The organism is Nonomuraea phyllanthi (assembly GCF_006334985.2).
GTDB lineage: Bacteria > Actinomycetota > Actinomycetes > Streptosporangiales > Streptosporangiaceae > Nonomuraea > Nonomuraea phyllanthi.
The window spans coordinates 1,075,686-1,095,052 of the sequence record NZ_VDLX02000001.1 but is presented as its reverse complement, the minus strand read 5'-3'; the positions used below and the strand labels follow the sequence as shown (position 1 = coordinate 1,095,052).

18 protein-coding genes are annotated in these 19,367 nt (G+C 71.4%); 10 read left to right on the top strand and 8 right to left on the bottom strand.

From position 1 onward, the window contains the following. The first annotated feature begins 150 nt into the window (after positions 1–150). Positions 151–786: a sigma-70 family RNA polymerase sigma factor gene (locus tag FH608_RS05105; RefSeq protein ID WP_132334441.1), complete on the top strand. Its 636-nt coding sequence runs from the start codon at positions 151–153 to the stop codon at positions 784–786. Beyond that, the gene (locus tag FH608_RS51250) at positions 783–935 is read left to right on the top strand and encodes a hypothetical protein (RefSeq protein WP_153261089.1); all 153 of its coding nucleotides are present in this window, start codon (positions 783–785) and stop codon (positions 933–935) included. The genes FH608_RS05105 and FH608_RS51250 overlap by 4 nt, the downstream gene beginning before the upstream one ends. On the opposite strand, the gene FH608_RS05100 is transcribed toward FH608_RS51250, so the two are convergent. Together FH608_RS05100 and FH608_RS05095 are read right to left on the bottom strand one after the other, a co-directional pair. Beyond that, complete coding sequence (locus tag FH608_RS05100) at positions 896–1,273, bottom strand: DUF5319 domain-containing protein (RefSeq protein WP_090930411.1); 378 nt, start codon at positions 1,271–1,273, stop codon at positions 896–898. The two genes, FH608_RS51250 and FH608_RS05100, sit on opposite strands and share 40 nt — an antisense overlap. Before the next feature lie 39 nt (positions 1,274–1,312). After that, entirely contained in the window at positions 1,313–2,323 is a 1,011-nt protein-coding gene (locus tag FH608_RS05095) for a helix-turn-helix transcriptional regulator (RefSeq protein WP_139628729.1), read from the bottom strand. Positions 2,324–2,882: 559 nt separating this feature from the next. Between FH608_RS05095 and guaB the strand changes: the two genes are divergently transcribed. The 4 genes from guaB to FH608_RS05075 all read left to right on the top strand — a co-directional run bounded on the left by guaB (position 2,883) and on the right by FH608_RS05075 (position 6,766). Next, positions 2,883–4,364, top strand: coding sequence for an IMP dehydrogenase (gene guaB / locus FH608_RS05090; RefSeq protein ID WP_139628728.1), 1,482 nt, complete (start codon positions 2,883–2,885; stop codon positions 4,362–4,364). Between the two features lie 4 nt (positions 4,365–4,368). Beyond that, the gene (locus FH608_RS05085; protein WP_193318230.1) at positions 4,369–5,490 is read left to right on the top strand and encodes a GuaB3 family IMP dehydrogenase-related protein; all 1,122 of its coding nucleotides are present in this window, start codon (positions 4,369–4,371) and stop codon (positions 5,488–5,490) included. Positions 5,491–5,558: 68 nt separating this feature from the next. Continuing rightward, entirely contained in the window at positions 5,559–6,335 is a 777-nt protein-coding gene (locus tag FH608_RS05080) for a phosphotransferase family protein (RefSeq protein ID WP_139628727.1), read from the top strand. After that, positions 6,332–6,766, top strand: coding sequence for a GNAT family N-acetyltransferase (locus tag FH608_RS05075; protein ID WP_139628725.1), 435 nt, complete (start codon positions 6,332–6,334; stop codon positions 6,764–6,766). Before FH608_RS05080 ends, FH608_RS05075 begins: the two co-directional genes overlap by 4 nt. Positions 6,767–6,790: 24 nt before the next feature. Here FH608_RS05075 and FH608_RS05070 read toward each other — a convergent pair whose 3' ends face one another. The 4 genes from FH608_RS05070 to FH608_RS05055 are packed head-to-tail and all read right to left on the bottom strand — an operon-like array spanning position 6,791 to position 10,530. Beyond that, positions 6,791–7,615 carry a class II fructose-bisphosphate aldolase gene (locus FH608_RS05070; RefSeq protein WP_139628723.1) on the bottom strand — a complete coding sequence of 275 codons (825 nt, stop codon included), beginning with the start codon at positions 7,613–7,615 and terminating at the stop codon, positions 6,791–6,793. 10 nt (positions 7,616–7,625) lie between these two features. Continuing rightward, positions 7,626–8,528: a 1-phosphofructokinase family hexose kinase gene (locus tag FH608_RS05065; RefSeq protein WP_139628721.1), complete on the bottom strand. Its 903-nt coding sequence runs from the start codon at positions 8,526–8,528 to the stop codon at positions 7,626–7,628. Next, positions 8,528–9,661 (bottom strand): N-acetylglucosamine-6-phosphate deacetylase, encoded by a 1,134-nt coding sequence (nagA, locus tag FH608_RS05060; protein ID WP_139628719.1) that lies wholly within the window; start codon positions 9,659–9,661, stop codon positions 8,528–8,530. Before nagA ends, FH608_RS05065 begins: the two co-directional genes overlap by 1 nt. Further along, entirely contained in the window at positions 9,658–10,530 is an 873-nt protein-coding gene (locus tag FH608_RS05055) for an SIS domain-containing protein (protein ID WP_139628717.1), read from the bottom strand. The genes nagA and FH608_RS05055 overlap by 4 nt, the downstream gene beginning before the upstream one ends. 122 nt (positions 10,531–10,652) lie before the next feature. Here FH608_RS05055 and FH608_RS05050 point away from each other — a divergent pair, with 122 nt between their 5' ends. Further along, entirely contained in the window at positions 10,653–11,423 is a 771-nt protein-coding gene (locus tag FH608_RS05050) for a DeoR/GlpR family DNA-binding transcription regulator (RefSeq protein WP_139628714.1), read from the top strand. An 81-nt stretch (positions 11,424–11,504) separates the two neighbouring features. Then, a complete protein-coding gene (locus tag FH608_RS05045; RefSeq protein WP_139628712.1) occupies positions 11,505–13,238 on the top strand; it encodes a glycerol-3-phosphate dehydrogenase/oxidase in 1,734 nt (577 codons plus the stop codon). Between the two features lie 10 nt (positions 13,239–13,248). Here FH608_RS05045 and FH608_RS05040 read toward each other — a convergent pair whose 3' ends face one another. Together FH608_RS05040 and FH608_RS05035 are read right to left on the bottom strand one after the other, a co-directional pair. Continuing rightward, the gene (locus tag FH608_RS05040) at positions 13,249–15,267 is read right to left on the bottom strand and encodes a beta-propeller domain-containing protein (protein ID WP_193318229.1); all 2,019 of its coding nucleotides are present in this window, start codon (positions 15,265–15,267) and stop codon (positions 13,249–13,251) included. Positions 15,268–15,298: 31 nt separating this feature from the next. Further along, a complete protein-coding gene (locus tag FH608_RS05035; protein WP_139628710.1) occupies positions 15,299–17,773 on the bottom strand; it encodes a serine/threonine-protein kinase in 2,475 nt (824 codons plus the stop codon). An 85-nt stretch (positions 17,774–17,858) separates the two neighbouring features. Between FH608_RS05035 and FH608_RS05030 the strand changes: the two genes are divergently transcribed. Then, complete coding sequence (locus FH608_RS05030; protein WP_139628708.1) at positions 17,859–18,452, top strand: TetR/AcrR family transcriptional regulator; 594 nt, start codon at positions 17,859–17,861, stop codon at positions 18,450–18,452. Between the two features lie 19 nt (positions 18,453–18,471). Beyond that, positions 18,472–19,215, top strand: coding sequence for an MBL fold metallo-hydrolase (locus FH608_RS05025; protein WP_139628706.1), 744 nt, complete (start codon positions 18,472–18,474; stop codon positions 19,213–19,215). Positions 19,216–19,367: the final 152 nt, after the last annotated feature.

Here is a 19,367-nt window from a genome sequence, read left to right as displayed (position 1 = left end):
AATTGACGCCCATTCCAGGTTGTGTGGTGAAATATTATGTCAGCAGCTAAGCCTTAGTGTGGTCATTTGATTACTGCTGGTTATCGTCGCTTCAATGTGACCAATCCGTAGCCGTTCGCCATGACGACAGGCCGGATCAGTGCGGGCATCATGCCTATCGTGAGCGAGGGAAGCGTCGCCGACGCCAAAATTGGGGTAAGGCTCGCGTCGAGACTTCCGGCACGGACGGATGACTCCGACCTTAGGGAACTGACCAGCCTCGCCGTGCAGGGGGATCGCAGTGCGATCGAATCCCTGCTCGGCGAGTTGCGGCCGATGGTGGTGCGGTATTGCCGCGCCCGGCTGGGCAGGGTTTCAGGGCAATATCACATTGCCGATGACGTAGCCCAGGAGGTGTGCATCGCGGTGCTGTCCGCGTTGCCGCGCTACCGCGACATGGGGCGGCCGTTCGCCTCCTTCGTGTTCGGGATCGCCTCGCACAAAGTGGCCGACGCGCTGCGGAGCTCGGTGCGCTCGGCCGTACCGACCCAGGATCTGCCCGACGGGCCGGACGACGGGCCAGGGCCCGAGGAGACGGTGGTCCGCTACATCGAGGTGGAGCACGCGCGCCGGCTGCTGGCCAGGCTGCCCGAGAATCAGCGCGAGTTGCTGCTGTTGCGGGTGGTGTCGGGGTTGTCGGCCGAGGAGACCGGTAATGTACTCGGTATGTCACCGGGTGCGGTTCGCGTGGCCCAGCATCGGGCGCTGGCCAGGTTGCGGCAGATGGCCGAGCTGGAGTCGGCTTGACGCCAGAGGAGGAGACCGACGCGCTGCTCGACGCGCTCGGTCGTGGAGAGATGCTCGACTCAGCAGACCCGGCCGTGCGGTTGCTGGCCGTGCTGCTCGATGATGTCGATCAGCGGCGCTCCTCCGTGTCGATGACGCCGTCGACGTAGCCTCTGGCGTACTCCCAGCTGACGTAGTCGGCCGGGTCCGGGTGAAAGGCCGGCTCGTGGACCTGTGGCTGGCCTTTCTCGATCATTTGTCGTAGGTTGCCGCGCAGCAGCTCCCAGTCGAAGAAGTGCTGCTCGCCGCATTCAGGGCAGTCGAGTACGAGACCCAGCACTCCCTGCGGCTCCAGCAGGGAGCGAAAGACCTCGACGTCGGCGAGGTCCGTGATGGCCTCGTCACGCTCGGCCGCGGTGAGCGGCTCGGCGTCGTCGAGCGCCCCCATCGCCGAGGAAGGGTCGTTCGGGTCGTCCGCGAACGGGTCGCGGGGGACGTCTTCCAGCACCTTCCCACCATATGACCGAAGCGGGCCGAGCGGTGGACATTACCTCAGCCATCCGCGCCTGGCGGCCTCCACCCCCGCGTGGAAGCGCGACTGGGCGCCCAGCTCGGTCATGGCGTGCGCGAACCTCGCCCTGACCGTACGGACGGAAACCCCCAGCTGGCGGGCTATGGAGTCGTCGCACATGCCCTGGGCGGCCAGGCGCAGGACCTGGATCATGCCCTCGTTCCTGCGGCCCCAAGGAAGGGGCACCGCCCGCGACCACAGCTCCCCGAACAGCGCTCGGAGCAGGCCCACGACGATGGGGGTGCGGACGAGGTAGAAGTTGTACGCGTGGTCGGGCAGGTTGGCGCCCCAGAACGGCGGCAGGCCGGCGACCTCCGCGCCGGCGGTCATGAACCAGCTCGGCACCTCGGCCAGCGTGCGTACCTTGCCGCCCGTCTCGAGCAGCCGGGTGAGCTGGTTGCGCACGCCGGGCAGCACCAGAGTCGAGACCGGAATGATCGCATGAACCGTGAGAAGTTTTCGTTCCTGCGCATCAATCCATGGATCCGCAAATTTCCGAGCAAAGTCGGTCATGGTGCGCTCATCGGGAACAGCGGTCATTAGTGTCATTGGCGGAGATTGGACTGCGATGCCGACCACGCTTTCGTACAACACGTCCGCCCCGTTCACCATCTCCACCGTGAAAGGGCCGCTCTGGTAGTCGCGCCCGGCGTCATAGTCGCGGATCAGCGACCGGATCGAGCCGAGCGCGGAATCGATCCTGCGGCTCTCCTCCGCCAGCCGGTCGAGCCGCTCGGCGATCACCCGGCCGAGGGCCGCGGCCGGATGCCTGGCCAGGTACTTGCCCGACTGCTCGTCCACCACCCCCAGCCTGACGAGGTCCTCCAGCTGGCGGCCGACCTTGTCGGCGGGACCGTCCATGGCCTGGGCGAGATCGGTCAGCGTGGCCCTGTGCAGACGCAGTACCGCGGAGTACAGCGCGGTCTGCGCCGGGTCGAGGCCCAGCGTCTCGAACGGGTCGGGAACGGCGTGGTGCTGGTTGACCATTAGGGGCGGCTCCGTTGGGGGGACACGGGCGTGCCGTGAGAATAACCCCGCATTACGCCCGTGTCCGGTTGTTGCCTGGACTGGCCGGCGCGAAGGTGCAACTTCGTGCAATTGCACGTTTTCACATTGCGTTGTTCCGTTGCGTAACGCAAGCTTTACCTAGCGTCGGCATCCCGCGAGGGCTGAGGCGGCCCGGCCATCAGGACGCGGAGGGGGGTTCGGTGGCGTGCAGCGCCGCCCCGCCCGGATGCCGGTGGCCGGGGGATGAGACGGATCACCGACCGTCCATCCCCCGGCACTTCGCATGCCGGGGGTACGACGGGCCGTGGGGGTCATCGTGCCCCCGGCATGACCCTCCTGACGACCACGGCCCGCGGCGCGGAAGCGTCCCGGCCCCCAGTGCGGAACGTCCGAGAACGGGGCGCGGAGCGTCCCACCACGCGGCGCGGAACATCCCTCGGCGCGGCGCGAAAACGGCAGGGTGCGGGCGCTGGGGCGTCGTTTGGAGGCAGGCCCTAGACTTGGCTCAATCAGAGCAACGGCAGGAGGGGGCCGCAGCATGTCCAAGTTCACCGAGATGGGTCTGACCTTTGACGACGTGCTGCTGGTGCCAGGCTATTCAGACCTGCAACCGGGCGAGGCCGACACCAGGTCCCGCCTGTCCCGCAACATCACGCTGTCCATCCCGCTGGTCTCCGCGGCCATGGACACCGTGACCGAGGCCCGCATGGCGGTCGCCATGGCCCGCCAGGGCGGCATCGGCATCCTGCACCGCAACCTGTCGGTCGAGGAGCAGGCCCAGCAGGTCGACCTGGTCAAGCGGTCCGAGGCCGGCATGGTGACCAACCCCGTCACGTGCAGCCCCGACGACACGCTGGCCGACGTGGAGCGGCTCTGCGCGACGTACCGGATCTCGGGAGTGCCCGTCACGGACGTGTCCGGCACGCTGGTCGGGATCGTGACAAATCGGGATATGCGCTTCGAGACGGACCAGTCGCGCCCCGTCCGCGAGGTCATGAGCAAGATGCCGCTCGTCACCGCCCCGGTAGGAGTGTCGCGCGACGAGGCGTTCACCCTGCTCCGGCACAACAAGATCGAGAAGCTCCCCCTGGTCGACGCCGACGGCAGGCTGCGCGGCCTGATCACGGTCAAGGACTTCACCAAGAGCGAGCAGTACCCCCTGTCCACCAAGGACGCCGACGGCCGGTTGATCGTGGGGGCGGCCGTCGGCGTGGGCGGCGACGCGGAGGTGCGGGCCAAGGCGCTGATCGAGGCCGGGGTCGACGTGGTCGTCATCGACGTGGCCCACGGCCACTCCAAGGGCCTGGCCGACATGATCGGCAAGGTCAAGGCCAACAGCAAGGTCGAGGTCATCGCGGGCAACATCGCGACGAGGGCGGGCGCCCAGCTGCTGGTCGACGCGGGCGCCGACGCGGTCAAGGTGGGGGTCGGGCCCGGCTCGATCTGCACCACGCGCGTGGTGGCCGGGGTGGGCGCGCCGCAGGTCACGGCCATCTACGAGGCGTCCAAGGCGTGCGCGCCCGCGGGCGTGCCGGTCATCGGCGACGGCGGCCTCCAGTACTCCGGCGACATCGTCAAGGCCATCGCGGCCGGCGCCGACACGGTCATGCTGGGCTCGCTGCTCGCCGGGTGCGAGGAGTCGCCCGGTGAGCTGATCTTCATCAACGGCAAGCAGTTCAAGTCGTACCGCGGCATGGGGTCGTTGGGGGCCGTGCGCAACCGCGAGCGCGGCGGCACCTCGTTCAGCAAGGACCGCTACGCCCAGGCCGACGTCGGCGGCGAGGACAAGTACATCCCCGAGGGCATCGAGGGTCAGGTGCCCTACCGCGGCCCGGTCGCGGCCGTCGCGCACCAGCTGATCGGCGGCCTGCGCCAGGGCATGTGGTACGCCGGCTGCCGCACGATCGAGCAGATGCACACCGACTGCGAGCTCATGCCGATCACGGCGGCGGGCCTCAAGGAGAGCCACCCCCACGACATCCAGATGACCGTGGAAGCTCCGAACTATCACAGAAGGTAAGTTCATGACTCAGCAGGTGGAGATCGGCCGGGGCAAGGCCGGGCGCCGGGCGTACTCACTCGACGAGATCGGCCTGGTTCCCTCGCGGCGCACCCGGGACCCGGAGGAGGTCTCGATCGCCTGGCAGATCGACGCCTACCGCTTCGAGCTGCCGGTGGTCGTCGCCCCCATGGACAGCGTGGTCTCGCCGGCCACCGCCATCGAGATCGGCCGCCTCGGCGGCCTCGCGCCGCTCGACCTCGAAGGGCTCTGGACGCGCTACGAAGACCCGTCGCCGCTGCTGGAGGAGTGCGCCACGCTCGACGCGGCGGCGGCCACCAGGCGGCTCCAGGAGATCTACGCGGCCCCCATCCAGGAGGAGCTGATCGGCCGGCGGATCGAGGAGATCCGGGCCTCCGGCGTGACCACCGCCGTGCGGCTGTCGCCGCAGCGCACGGTCCAGTACCACAAGGCCGTGATCGACGCGGGCGTCGACATCTTCGTCATCCGCGGCACCACCGTGTCGGCCGAGCACGTCTCGGGGCGGGCCGAGCCGCTCAACCTCAAGCAGTTCATCTACGAGCTCGACGTGCCGGTCATCGTGGGCGGCTGCGCCACGCACACCGCGGCCCTGCACCTGATGCGCACGGGCGCGGCGGGCGTGCTGGTGGGCTTCGGCGGCGGCGCCTCCCACACCACGCGCAACGTGCTGGGCGTGGCCGTGCCGATGGCCACCGCGATCTCCGACGTGGCGGCGGCGCGGCGCGACTACATGGACGAGTCGGGCGGCCGTTACGTGCACGTCATCGCCGACGGCGGCATGGGCACCTCCGGCGACATCGCCAAGGCCATCGCCTGCGGGGCCGACGCCGTGATGGTGGGCTCGCCGCTCGCCAGGGCGTCCGAGGCGCCCGGCCACGGGTTCCACTGGGGCTCGGAGGCGCACCACCCCGACCTGCCGCGCGGGCGGCGGGTCGAGTTCGGCACGGTCGGCACGCTGGAGCAGATCCTGCATGGCCCGTCGAGCGTGGCCGACGGCTCGATGAACCTGATGGGCGCGCTCAAGCGCACCATGGCCTCCACCGGCTACTCCGACATCAAGGAGTTCCAGCGCGTCGAGGTCGTGGTGGCCCCGATCCAGCGCTGACGGCGGCAATGACCCCTGCCCGCACCTGATCCGGGCAGGGATCGGCGCAGGTGGCCTAGCATGCGGGCATGGCCGACCTTCGCCACACGCACGAGCTGGCCTTCGCCGGTGACGTCGTCATCAAGCGCTACATGGACAGCAAGCCCGGCGCGGCCGAGCGCGAGTGGCGCGCGCTCAACCTGCTGGCGGAGTACGCGCCGGGCCTGGCCCCCGAGCCGATCGGCTACGAGGACGGCGTGGTGACGATGTCCCGGATCGACGGGGTGCCGCTGCGCGGGCTGTTCGCGAGGACGGTGCACGTCGCGCCGCTGGTCGAGGCGCTCACCGAGCTGCACACGGCGGTGCCGCCCACCGTGCTCCGGACCGTGCCGCAGCGCCCGTGGCAGCTCGACGCGATCGCCGACTGGGTGCGGCGGCGCGGCGCGGGCTGGCGGCCGCGCGAGCCGCTGGCGGACCGGGCGGTGAAGGAGGGCCTGCGGTGGCTGGAGAGCTGGTCGCCGGGCGAGCAGGGGGTCACGCCCGTGTTCGGGGCCGGTGACGGCAACCTGGCCAACTTCCTGTGGGACGGCGTACGCGTGCGCATCGTCGACTACGAGGACTCGGGGCGCAGCGACCTGGCGTTCGAGCTGGCGGAGCTGGCCGAGCACGTGTCGATGTGGGTGGACGGCGAGGTGGAGGTCGCGCACCGGTTCGAGCTGAGCCCGCCGGAGGAGCGGCGGCTGCGGGAGTGCCGCAAGGTGCACGCGCTGGTCTGGCTGTTCCTGCTGTCGCACGAGCACCCGCGCAATCCGCCGGGCACCTTCCGCCGCCAGGTCGAGCGGGTGCTGGCAACATTGGGCGCATGAGACGGGCAGAGGCCGCCGAACGGGCCGCCGTGGAACGGCTGGTGCACGACGCCTACTCGCCGTGGATCGAGGTCATCGGCATGCGCCCGCTGCCGATGGAGGCCGACTACGCCGCGCTCATCGACGCGGGGCTGGTGCACGTCACCGACGGGCTCGACGGGCTGGTCGTGCTCGTCCCCGAGGACGGCGTCCTGCTGGTGGAGAACGTCGCCGTGCGCCCCGACCGCCAGGGCGCGGGCCTCGGGCGCGCGCTGCTGGCGTACGCGGAGGAGGAGGCGCGCCGGCTGGGGATGGCCGCGCTGCGCCTCTACACGAACGTCAGGATGGCCTCCAACATCGCCCTGTACGAGTCGCTCGGCTACGTCGAGACCGGCCGCCAAGGGGTCGAGGGCCGCTCCGCGGTGCTGATGCGCAAGGAGCTCGGCCCCTGACGGGCCGCGGGCGACCCGCCCGGATCAGCCCGCGAGCACGCCCAGCAGGTGGCTGACCTCCCTGGCCACCGCGTCGCGCCCGGCCTTGAGGTATTTGCGGGAGTCGACGACGCGCTCGTCGTGAGCCAGGTAGTCGCGTACGGCGCCGGTGAACGCCTTGTTCAGGTGGGTCGCGATGTTGATCTTCTTCATGCCGTTGCGCACGGCCTCGCGCAGCACGTCGTCCGGCACCCCCGAGGAGCCGTGCAGCACCAGCGGCACCGGCACCGCGGCGCGCAGCGCGGTGATGAGCTCCAGGTCCAGCACGGCGTCCTTGGTGACCATGGCGTGGGAGGTGCCCACGGCCACGGCCAGCGCGTCGACGCCCGTCCTCGTCACGTAGTCGACGGCCTCGTGCGGCTTGGTGCGGGCGCCGGGGGCGTGCACGCCGTCCTTGCCGCCGACCTCGCCCAGCTCGGCCTCCACCCACACGCCGCGCTCGTGGCACCAGGCCGCGACCTCGGCGGTCGCGCGGACGTTCTCCTCGTCGGGCAGCGCCGACGCGTCGTACATCACCGAGCCCAGCCCCAGCCCCACCGCCTCCTCCACGAGCGCGCGGTCGGTGGCGTGGTCGAGGTGGACCGCGACCGGCACCTCGGCCCGCCTGGCCACCGCCAGGGCGGCCAGCGCGATCGGCTCCAGCGCGCCGTGGTAGCGCACGCAGTTCTCGCTGATCTGCAGCACGACCGGCAGGCCGAGGGCCTCGGCGCCCGCGGTGATGGCGGTGGCGTGTTCGAGCTGGATCACGTTGAACGCGCCCACCCCCGCGGGTGACTGGCTGACGATGTCGCCGATGGGGGCGAGGGGCATGGCTGGCTCCTTACGTGATGACGATCTTGGGGTGGATGTCGGCGTACACGGCGGGGTCGAAGTCTCCGGCGACGGGCGCGGCCACGGCGGCGGCCCCCAGCGCCGCGGCCCGCCTGAGGGTGTCGGGCCACGGCGCGGACTCGACCAGGCCCAGCGCCAGGCCGGCGACCAGCGAGTCGCCCGCCCCCGTCGGGTTGCCCCGTACGGTGTACGGCATGCGCGCGGTGAACGTCCCTTCCCCGGTGACCGCCAGCAGCCCGTCGGCGCCCATGGACACCACGACCGCCTCGGCGCCCCGGCCGCGCAGCTCCTCGGCCCCTTCGGCGGGGGTGCCGCCGGGAACGGCCCTGGCCAGCTCCTCGGCGTTGGGCTTGACCACGGAGGGGCGGCCCTCGGGGGCGTGGCGCAGCGGCTCGCCGTCGGCGTCGACGATGGCGGGCACGCCCCGTTCGGCCGCGATCGCCGCGAGTCTGGCGTAGGTGGAGGGCGGCACGCCGCGGGGAAGGCTGCCGGAGATGACGACCGCCTGCGCGGTCGCCAGCAGGGCCTCATACGTTGTCATGAAATTTCGCAGCTCGTCCGTGGTGACCTCGGGGCCGGGCTCGTTGAACAGCGCGGTCCGCGCACGTTCCGACACGGCCAGCGTGGCGCGCGAGTCGGCGGCGATGGCGCACAGCGCGCTGGGCAGGCCCGCCGCACGCAGGTCGCGCTCGATCGCGCGCCCGGTCGGGCCGCCCGCCAGCCCGGTCACCAGCACCTCCCGGCCGAGCGCGGCCAGCACGCGTGCCACGTTGACGCCCTTGCCGCCCGCCCGCCTGTGCACCTCGCTGACCCGGTTGACTCCGTCCCAGTCGACACCGGGCACCTGGTACGTCACGTCGAGAGCGGCGTTGAGCGTCACCGTGAGGATCATCAGGGCTCCGTGACCCAGACGCCGTCCTTCATCACCCCGGCCACCTCCAGAGACTCGGAGAGCACCACCAGGTCGGCCGCCTTGCCGACGGCGATCGAGCCGATGCGGTCGGCCAGCCCCAGCACCCGCGCGGGCGTGAGCGAGGCCACCTGGACCGCGTCGGGCAGCGACATGCCCACCTCCTGGACGCTGCGCCGGAACGCGACGTCCATGGTCAGCGTGGACCCCGCGATCGAGCCGCCCTCGACCAGCCTGGCCACGCCGCCGTCGACCCGCACCCGCATGGGGCCGAGTACGTAATCGCCGTCGCCGAGCCCGGTTGCGGACATCGCGTCCGTGATTAGGGCCGTCCTGCCGGGCCCGGCCACCTCGTACGCCAGGCGCAGCATGGCCGGGTGCACGTGGACGCCGTCGTTGATCAGCTCGACCGTCACCCGCTCGTCGTCGAGCAGCGCCGCCACCGGCCCGGGAGCGCGGTGGCCGAGCGGCGGCATGGCGTTGTAGAGGTGCGTGGCCACGCTCGCGCCCGCCTCGATGCCCTGCAGCGCCGTGTCGTAGTCGGCGTCGCTGTGGCCGAGCGCGGCGATCACGCCCTCGGCGGCGGCCATGCGGATCGTGTCGAGCCCGCCGGGCAGCTCGGCCGCGATGGTGACCATGCGGACGTGCCCGCGCCCCGCCTTGAGCAGCTCCGCCAGCTCGCGCGGGGACGGCTCGCGCAGCAGCGTCGGGTCGTGCGCGCCGCAGCGCGCCTTGGCGATGTAGGGGCCCTCGAAGTGGATGCCGGCCAGCAGCCCCTCGTCGCAGAGCTCGGCCAGCGCCGACGCGGCCCTCGCTAGGCCGTCGAGCGAGTCGGTGACAAGACTGGCCATCGTGGTGGTGGTGCCGTGGCGGCGGTGCAGCTCGACGGCCGCGCGCGCCTTGTCCTGCTCGCCGGTCGGGAACGAGCCGCCCGCGCCGCCGTGGTTGTGGATGTCCACGAACCCCGGGATGACGTGCCGCCCGCCCATGCTCAGGCCCTGGCCGGGGGCGGATCCACGGCCGATGTGCGTGATGCGGCCGTCTTCGATGGTCAGCCACCCCTCGTGAACTCCCTCGGGGGTCACGATCCTGGCGTCGGCAAGAGTAAGGCTCATGAAGAAAGGATCACAGATCGCGTGAGGTGCATGGGCTCGTCGGGGTTCAGCCCTTGGGCGAACGCCCGGGCGACGGCCACCCTCTGGGCGCGGATCAGCTCGGCCATGGGGTCGAGCCCCGTCTCGAAGAACGTGCCGCCGGTCTCCTCGACCTGCGCGCGCAGGCCCTCGGGCGCGGCCCCGAGCATCCAGGTGACGCGGCCGGGCGCGGCGATGCTGATCGGGCCGTGCCGGTACTCCATCGCCGGGTACGCCTCCGTCCACGAACGGGACGCCTCGCGCATCTTCAGCGCGGCCTCCTGCGCCAGGCCGACCGACCAGCCGGTGCCGAGGAACGTGAACTGCTCGGCCTTGACCAGCTCGTCCGGCAGCGGCGCGGCGAGGGCCTGCTCGGCGTCCTCGATCGCCCGCGTGAGGTCCTCGCCGAGGCTGGCGCGCAGCAGCGCCAGCTGCGTGGTCGCGAACCTGGTCTGGACGACCGAGCGCTCGTCGGCGTAGTCGAGCACGATCACCTCGCCGGCGGCCGTCATGATCGGCGTGTCCGGGTCGGCGGTGATGGCGGTGGTCCTCGTGTCCGTCCTGGCCAGCAGCTCCAGCACCTCGGTCGTGGTGCCGGAGCGCGTCAGGGCGAGCACGCGGTCGTACGGGCGCCCGATCGGGGCCTCGGAGGCGGCGAAGGCGTCGGTCTCGCCGTGCCCGGCCCGCTCGCGCAGCGCGGCGTACGCCATCGCGATGAACCACGACGTGCCGCAGCCGACGACGGCCACCCGCTCACCACGGCGCGGCAACGCGTCGGCGGGAACGCTCGCGACGGCGCGGCGCCAGCACGACGGCTGGGACGCGATCTCGGCCTCGGTGTGGGTGGTCACCACTTGCCTCCTATGTTCGTTTCTGCTGCTTTTATACCAGGAAAGCGCAGTAATGGACACCGGTGGCCGTCACCCCTGCCTTGTGCCACGCTTGCCCTTGTCCCCGTCGCCTTGGAGGCCCCGTGTCCCGCTACGACCGCTGGAACGCCATCCTCGAGCTGCTCGCCCAGGAGGGCCGGCTGTCGGTGGAGGAGGCGGCCCGGGCGCTCGACGTCTCCACCGCGACGATCCGGCGGGACTTCGACCAGCTCGCCCAGCAGCAGATGCTCATGCGCACGCGGGGCGGGGCGGTCGCGCAGAGCGTGAGCTACGACCTGCCGCTGCGCTACAAGACGGCCAGGCACGCCGACGAGAAGCACCGCATCGCCAACGCGGCGGCCGAGCTGGTCTCCCCGGGGGCCGTGGTGGGGCTCAACGGCGGCACCACCACGTCGGAGCTGGCGCGCACGCTCGCCACCGCGCCGGCGCTGGAGAGCGGGTTCACGATCGTCACCAACGCGCTCAACATCGCGGCCGAGCTGACCGTCCGCCAGCACGTCAAGATCGTGGTCACGGGCGGGGTGGCGCGGCAGCAGTCGTACGAGCTCATCGGGCCGCTGGCGACCGGGGTGCTGGAGCAGGTCACGCTTGACGTGGCGTTCCTCGGGGTGGACGGCCTGGACGTCGAGGTCGGGGCGTCGGCGCACCACGAGGGCGAGGCCAGCGTCAACCACCTGCTGATCAGCCGGGCCGCGCAGGTCGTGGTGGTGACCGACTCCTCCAAGATCGGGAAACGGGCGTTCTCCCGGATCTGTCCCATCGAGCAGGTCGACACGTTGGTCACCGACGCCCGCCTCTCCGACGCGCTGGCCGGGCAGCTCACCGACGCCGGGGTGAAGGTCATCCGCGCCTGACGCGCCGGGGGTGGCGTTACAGGGCGAGGGCCCCGCGGGTAGGTATGGAGCACAGGCGACAAAGCCGTACCTGGGGGAGATATGACGTCGGGAAGGTGCGTGGCCCGGCTCGGGCCGGCCGAGCGGTCCGAGGCGTTGGAGCGGATGGCCGCGCAGGACTTCGACGTGGTCGTGGTCGGCGGCGGCATCGTGGGCGCGGGCATCGCGCTCGACGCCGCGACCCGTGGCCTCGACGTGGCGCTGGTCGAGGCGAGAGACTTCGCCTCCGGCACCTCGTCCCGCTCCTCCAAGCTCATCCACGGCGGCCTGCGCTACCTGGAGCAGCTCAACTTCGAGCTGGTGCGCGAGGCCCTGCAGGAGCGCGCGCTGCTGCTGCAGCGCATCGCGCCGCACCTGGTCAGGCCGGTGCCGTTCATCTTCCCGCTCACCCACTACGCGTGGGAGCGTCCGTACGTCGGAGCGGGCGTGGCGCTCTACGACACGCTCGGCTTCGCGACCGGGATCGCCCGCGGCGTGCCCGGCCACCGGCACCTGTCCAGGTCACGGGCGCTGCGGCTGGCCCCCGCGCTGAAGAAGAGCGCTTTCACCGGCGCCGTCCAGTACTGGGACGCGCAGGTCGACGACGCCCGCTACGTGATGACCCTGCTGCGCACCGCCGCCACCTACGGCGCCCACATCGCGCCGCGGGCCCAGGTGGTGGGGTTCCTCCGGGAGGGCGAGCGGGTCACCGGCGTACGCGTGCGCGACCTGGAGTGCGGCGACGAGCTGGAGGTGCGCGCCCAGCAGGTGGTGAACGCGACCGGCGTCTGGACCGACGACATCCAGCAGCTCGTCGGCGGGCGCGGCCAGATCCACGTACGCGCCTCCAAGGGCATCCACCTCGTCGTGCCCAGGGATCGGATCCACTCGCTGACCGGCATCATCCTGCGCACGGAGAAGTCGGTGCTCTTCGTGATCCCCTGGGGACGCCACTGGATCATCGGCACCACCGACACCGACTGGACGCTCGACAAGGTCCACCCGGCCGCCTCCCGTGCCGACATCGACTACCTCCTCGACCACGTGAACGCCGTGCTGTCCGTGCCCCTGACCCACGACGACGTCGAGGGCGTCTACGCGGGGCTGCGGCCGCTGCTGTTCGGCGAGTCCGACGACACGTCCAAGCTGTCCAGGGAGCACGTGGTGGCCCACCCGGTGCCGGGGCTGGTGATGATCGCCGGCGGGAAGTACACGACGTACCGCGTCATGGCCAGGGACGCGGTCGACGCGGTGGCGCACGGGCTCGACCAGCGGGTGCCGCGCTCCTGCACCGACCGCATCCCGCTGGCCGGCGCGGAGGGCTACCAGGCGCTGTGGAACTCCAGGCACCGGCTGGCCCAGACCTCCGGGCTGCACGTCGCCAGGATCGAGCACCTGCTGCAACGCTACGGATCGATGATCGACGAGGTGCTGCGGCTGATCGAGCGCGACCCGGCGCTGGGCAGGCCGCTGTCGGGGGCCGACGACTACCTGCGCGCCGAGATCGTCTACGCCGCCACCCACGAGGGCGCCAGGCACCTGAACGACGTGCTCACCCGGCGCACCCGCATCTCCATCGAGACGTTCCACCGCGGCCTGGCCGTGGCGCAGGAGGCGGCGGAGCTGATGGCCGAGCCGCTCGACTGGGACGGCGAGCAGGTGAAGCGGGAGGTCGAGTACTACGCCAAGCGCGTGGAGGCCGAGCGGCGCTCGCAGGAGCAGGACTCCGACCAGGAGGCCGACGCGATCAGGCTCGGCGCGCCGGAGATCGTCCCCGTCGTGCCGGAGCACTCCTGAGTTCCGAACCTCATCGGAGCGGGATCCAGGACCGCTCCGCCAGCGTGGCGGCGTCGTTGACCTGGATGCCCTCGTACGAGAGCGTCCAGAGCGCGTCGCCGATGACCATCGCCCGCTGGATGCCGGACGGGTCGCCGGAGTGCTGGATCAGGCCGCGCCTGGTGATGCCGGAGTCGTCGATCTTCAGCACGAGCGCGCCCGACTCGTTCTGGGCGGTCAGCGGGACCACCGCCAGGCCGGTCTTCGGCCAGTAGAGGAACGCGTGCGGGTCCCACTCGGCCGCCGAGCCCGAGTCCTTCTGGAACAGCTGGGAGAGCCTGCGCGGGGCGGCCGGGTCGCCGACGTCGAACAGCGACACCTGCGTGCCCAGCGTCCTGCCCTTCTCGCTGGCCTCCTGCCCGATGCCGATCAGCCGGCCCTCGCCGGCCGGATGCAGGTACGCCGAGTAGCCGGTGATCTTGAGTTCGCCCGTCACCTTGGGCGCGGCCGGGTCGCGCAGGTCGAGCGTGTAGAGCGGGTCCACCTGCTTGAACGTCACGCAGTAGCCGACCGGGCCGATGAAGCGCACCGAGTAGATGCGCTCGCCCTTCCCGAGGCCGCCCACCTCGCCGGTCCTGGCCATGGTGGTCGCGTCGAGGACGTACACGGTGCTGGAGCTGGTGCGGCCGTCGGGGGAGTTGAGGGTCGTGGCGATGCGGAGGTGGCCGTCGTACTCGGAGAGGGAGTACTGGTTGAGCAGGCGTCCGGGGACCTTGGTCGAGGCGACGTAGGAGGGGGCGCCTGGGGAGGAGAGGTCGAACCGGTGGATCTCCGTCTCCTCCGGCGGCACCGTGGGCGACGGGCTCGGCTCGGTGGGTGTGGGTTCGGTGGGCGGGGGCTCCGTGGAGGTGGACTGCGCGGACGTGGGTTCGATGGGCGTGGGCTGGGGTTGCGTGGGGGTGGGCTCCTCGGCGGGGGCGACGCCTTGCGACGGCAGGGGCCGCGGGCGGGTCGCCGGGGTGTCGTCCAGCGGGCGCGGCGGCGGCGGCAACGGCATCCACCGGTGCGGGGTGCCGGCGACGTACAGGCTGGTGCCGGTGCCGTACACGGTGTCGCCGTCGGCCGCCAGGGTGATCGGGTCGGTGCCGGAGGCGGTGACGCCCCGCGCGAGGTCGATGGTGTGCACGGTGAGCAGCGAGGTGCCGCTGTAGTCGGCGGGGTGGCTGACCCGCTCGCACGTCACGGATTCGCGCCTGATCGTCCCGGCCGCGTCGGTGATCTCGATCTTGGGGAGCCAGGCTTCGGCCGGGGCCCGCCGTACCGTCTCCTGGTTGGCCTTGAGGCGCTCGGACTCCGAGACGTCCTGCTCGTACTCGGGGAACGCGATGTCCGGCTGGCTGCGCGTGACGAGCTTGACCGTGGAGCCGACCATCCTGGCGTCCACGTACGAGCCCTGCGGCTTGATCGTGCTCAGCACCTTCGGCGCGCCGGAGAGATCGACGAGCACGTACTTCGTCTCGCCGGGCCGTACGAAATCCACCGCCTTGTACATGATGTCGCCGCCGCGCATCAGCACCAGCGCCCGATCGCCCGAGAGCAGCAGGTCGGCGGGCACGCCGCGCACGCCGTCGCCGTTCGTCAGCCGGAGCGAGCCGGTGACCTTCTGGGTGGCGGTGTCGATGACGCGAAGGACGCCGTCCTTGACGGTGATGACCCGGTCGCCGTCGGTCTTGACCACGTCGGGCTCGTCCACGCCGGCCTCGTGCACGTTCGTCGTGGAGTGCTCGGAGGTGTCGGCCTTCGCGGTGGTGCGGGCCTCCTTGGCGAGGGCTGCGACGGGCATCCCGTTCTGGAGGCCGTACGGGGTGACGCTCCTGGCCGCGTGCTCGCGCAGCCCGGACAGCAGGTCGTCGCAGCTGGTGTAGGCCACCAGGCGGACCGCGCCGAGCCGGGTCGGCCTGGGTTCCGGTGACGGGGTGCCCGCCGTGCAGGCGGTCGTGACTGTCGCGAGGGCCGCGGCGGCAGCGGCCGTACGGATCAGCGTCTTCATGCCCTCATGACGGGCTCGCCGCCCGGATGGTTCAGGAGCCCTGGCTGGGATTGACGGTGAAGGTCGGGCTGAAGTCGATCTTCTCCGGCACCTCCACCAGCTTGCGCACCAGCTTTCCGGCGAAGTCGACGACCTGGATCTCGTCGTTCACGCCGTTGTCCTGCTCCCAGCAGTAGAGGTGGCTCTCGTCGTAGAAGCCGAGGACCTTGTCGCAGTCGGAGGAGAACTTGCGCAGCCGCTCGCCCGAGCCGGCGTCCCAGATGCAGTGGTCACCGTCGCCGCCGTTGGGACAGTTGGTGACGAACGCCTTGCCCGAGGGCGAGAAGATGTCCTGCGTGCCGGCGGAGAGCGTGCCGATGCCGGGGTGGGAGCGCGTGGCCCTGCCGTCGGCGTCGAAGAAGCGCAGGCCGCGGTTCTTCTCGTCGCCGTAGACGTTCACCGTGCCCCCGTCGTCGCCGTCGAAGCCGAAGGACGTCGTCCGCACGGCAGGGTCGGAGACGTTCACCCTGGTCGCCTTCTTGGTGGCCATGTCGACCAGCATGAATCCGAGGTAGATCCAGTCGTCGCCGCTCTCTTTCTCGACGTTGAGCAGGATCTTGCCGCCGTCCTTGGACCAGGCCCTGATGGGCGTGATCAGCGGCTCCTTGACGGTCTTGATCGTCGTACGGTCGCCCGTCTGCCTGTCGGAGATGACGATGAAGTCGTAGTCGTCGGAGCTGTAGCTCTTGCCCCTGGACGCGAGGTAGCGGCCGTCGGGGGAGACCTTGGACTCGAAGTTGCCGGAGTATCTCGTGTACGAGCCGTGCAGCGAGTTCCTGGCGTAGTCGGTCCACTGGTCCTTGTTCTTGGGGTCGACCTCGTAGGAGGTCATGACGATCGCGTCACGCGGGTCCTCGTACAGGTACATGCCCGAGGCGCCGGGGATCTTTATCTTGGTGCCCGTCGTGGGCACGGCCGGCGGCTTGGCCGGCCTGCTGGGGGACGCGCTGGCGCTCGTCCCGGACCTGGACGGGCCGGGGGACGGAGTGCGGACGGGGCCGGCCAGCGACGCCTTGTCGACCTGGATGTACACGATCACGCCGGCCAGGATGAGCAGCGCCACCGCGACCGTGACGCCGGCGAGGATCGGGGCTCTGGTCCTGCTCCTCGTCGTCTGGTCGTGGCGGCCCGGGTGGGCGGGCGTCGGCGTCGGCCCGTACGGGGGCTGCCACGGGGGTTGGGACGAGCCCGTCTGCGGTGGCTGTCCCGACGGTCCGGCCGGGAAGCCCGTGTACGGTCCGTACGGGCCCGACCCGTGTCCCGACGGCGCCCCGGACTGTGGGCCGGAGTGCGGTCCAGGGTGCGGCCCGGACTGTGGTGCGGAGTGCGGTGCGGAGTGCGGTGCGGAGTGCGGTCCGGACGGTGCGGTGAACGGCGGCGCGGGCGTGGGTGTGGGCGTGGGCGGAGGCGGGTTGGAGGCCTCGGCGGCGGCCTGCGCGAGAATGCCCGAATGCTGCGGGAAGCCGGTCCCGGGACCGGACGGGCCGCCCGCGCCGGTGGAGGGGACGGGCGCGGGTCCTGCGCCGGACGCGGGGCCTGGACCGGACGCCGGGCCTCCGCCGGACACCTGGCCCGGCATGGACCCTGCGGGGGGCGCGAAACCCCCTGCCATGGGACCCGAGCCCGGCATGGGGCCCGCGGTGGGCGCCGGGCCGTTCGTGGGGCGCCGCAGCAGCCGCATGATGACCTGCTCGGCCGCCGGCCGCTGCGCCGGGTCCTTGGCCAGGCACGCGCCCACCACCTCGCGCAGCTGCTCGTCGAGCATGCCCAGGTCAGGATGCCGGTTGAGGACGCGGTTGATCACCGCCGGCATCGTGTCGCTCCCGAAGGGCGCCTGCCCGCAGGCGGCGAAGACCATCGTGCAGGCCCACGAGAACATGTCGGCGGCCGGCCCGACCGTGTGGCCCATGATCTGCTCGGGCGACATGTACGCCGGAGTGCCCACGACCATCCCGGTGATCGTCGAGGTCGCGTCCAGAGCCCGCGCGATCCCGAAGTCGATCACCCTGGGCCCGTCGGCGCCGATGATCACGTTGGCCGGCTTGAAGTCGCGGTGCACGATCCCGGCCTCGTGGATGGCGGCCAGCGCGGTCGCGGTGCCGATGGCCAGCCGGTGCAGGACCGAGCCCGTACGCGGCCCGTCATCCTGCACGACCTTGTGTAACGAGGGGCCCTCGATGAACTCGCTGATGATGTACGGCCGGTCCTGCTCGATCCCGGTGCCCAGCACGGCCGCGGTGCAGAACGGCGCCACCTGCTGGGCCACCTGCACCTCGCGCAGGAACCTCTCCACGCTCACCTGGTCGCCCGACAGGTCCGGCCGCAGCCACTTGACGGCCACACGGTTGTCGTTGTCGCCCACGGCCAGGTAGACGACGCCCTGACCGCCCTCACCGAGCCGGCCGAGGAGATCCAGTCCCCCCAGCCGGTGTGGATCTCCGGGGCGAAGCTGAGCGAACGTTGCCATGCAAGGATTCTGGCCCTATGCCGCGCATCCGCAAAAACAGCCTGCGGGCGCGGGAGGACTTCAGCGTGACGTCTACGCTGTAAACATGAACGATCGTGGCACGGCCGGGCGCATCGTGGACGTCGCGCGGCGCATCCTCGTGGAGGAGGGCGCCGGCGCGGTCAGCATGCGCCGGGTGGGCGACGCCGTGGGCATCACGGCCATGGCCATCTACCGTCACTACCCGAACAGGGACGCCCTGCTGCGCGCCGTCGCCGACCGCAGCGCGAGCGACCTGGCCACGATGTGGACCGAGCGCGCCGCCTCGGGGGACTGGGAGGAGCGGGCCTCGGCCGCGCTCGACGACTTCCTCGACTTCGCGCTCGGCAACCCGCACCTCTACCGGTTCCTGGTCCTGGAGTCCTGGGCGGGGGCGCGGCGCTTCCCCGAGGACTTCCGCGACGGGCAGGGCCCGCCCTTCAGCGTCGTCACGGCCCTCGTGGAGGAGGGCATGAGCACGGGACGGCTGCGCGCCGACGACCCGCTGGAGGTCGCCATGGTGATCACGTCGAGCACGCAGGGGCTCGTCCAGCAGTACCTGAGCGGGCGCATCGGGATGGACGAGCCCGACTTCAGGGCGCTCTGCCACCGCTCGATGTGGCGGATCGTCCACGGGCTCGTCAGGAATAACGGGTCATAGCGCGGTGTCATTTCACACCATGGAGATTCGTTACGTCGGGGGACCGACGGCCGTCCTGGAGATCGGCGGGGTGCGCCTGCTGACCGACCCCACGTTCGACGCTCCGGGCGACTACCCGATCGGCGACAGAGCGCTCACGAAGACGGCCGGACCCGCCGTCGAGGCGGCCTCCCTCGGGCCCGTGGACGCCGTGCTGCTCTCGCACGACCAGCACCCGGACAACCTCGACCGGGCGGGCCGCGACTTCCTGGCCTCCGTGCCGCTGGTGCTGTCCACGGGGTCGGCGGCCTCCCGGCTGGGCGGCCAGGTGCGCGCCCTGCCCAACTGGACGTCCGTCACGGTGGGCGGCGGGCTGGAGGTGACCGGCGTCCCCGCACAGCACGGCCCCGACGGGACCGAGCACCTGGTGGGCGAGGTCACCGGGTTCGTGCTGCGCGGCGACGGGCTGCCGACCGTCTATGTGAGCGGCGACAACGCCTCGCTGGATGTGGTGCGGGAGATCGCCGGCCGGGTGGGGCCGGTGGACGTGGCGCTGCTGTTCGCGGGCGCGGCCCGTACGCCGCTGGTGTCCGGCAACCTCACGCTCACCAGCGAGGACGCGGTCGCGGCGGCCGAGATTCTGCAGGCCAGGTACGTGGTGCCGCTGCACTTCGAGCACTGGGCGCACTTCACGGAGGGGCGCGAGAGGGTGGCCGAGGCGTTCGCCGGGTTCGGCGACCGGCTGCGCCTGCTCTCCCCGGGCGACCGCACGGACCTCACCTGAACGTAGTCGGCGTCCGCACCGACTTCACCTGAACGTAGCCGGCGTCCGCACCGACTTCACCTGAGCACCGCTGCGCGGGAGTACCGGCTTCACCTGAGCGCCGGTCCGCCGCCTGAACGCCGCCGCCTCCCGGGGCGGGGTCGGCTCGTGGC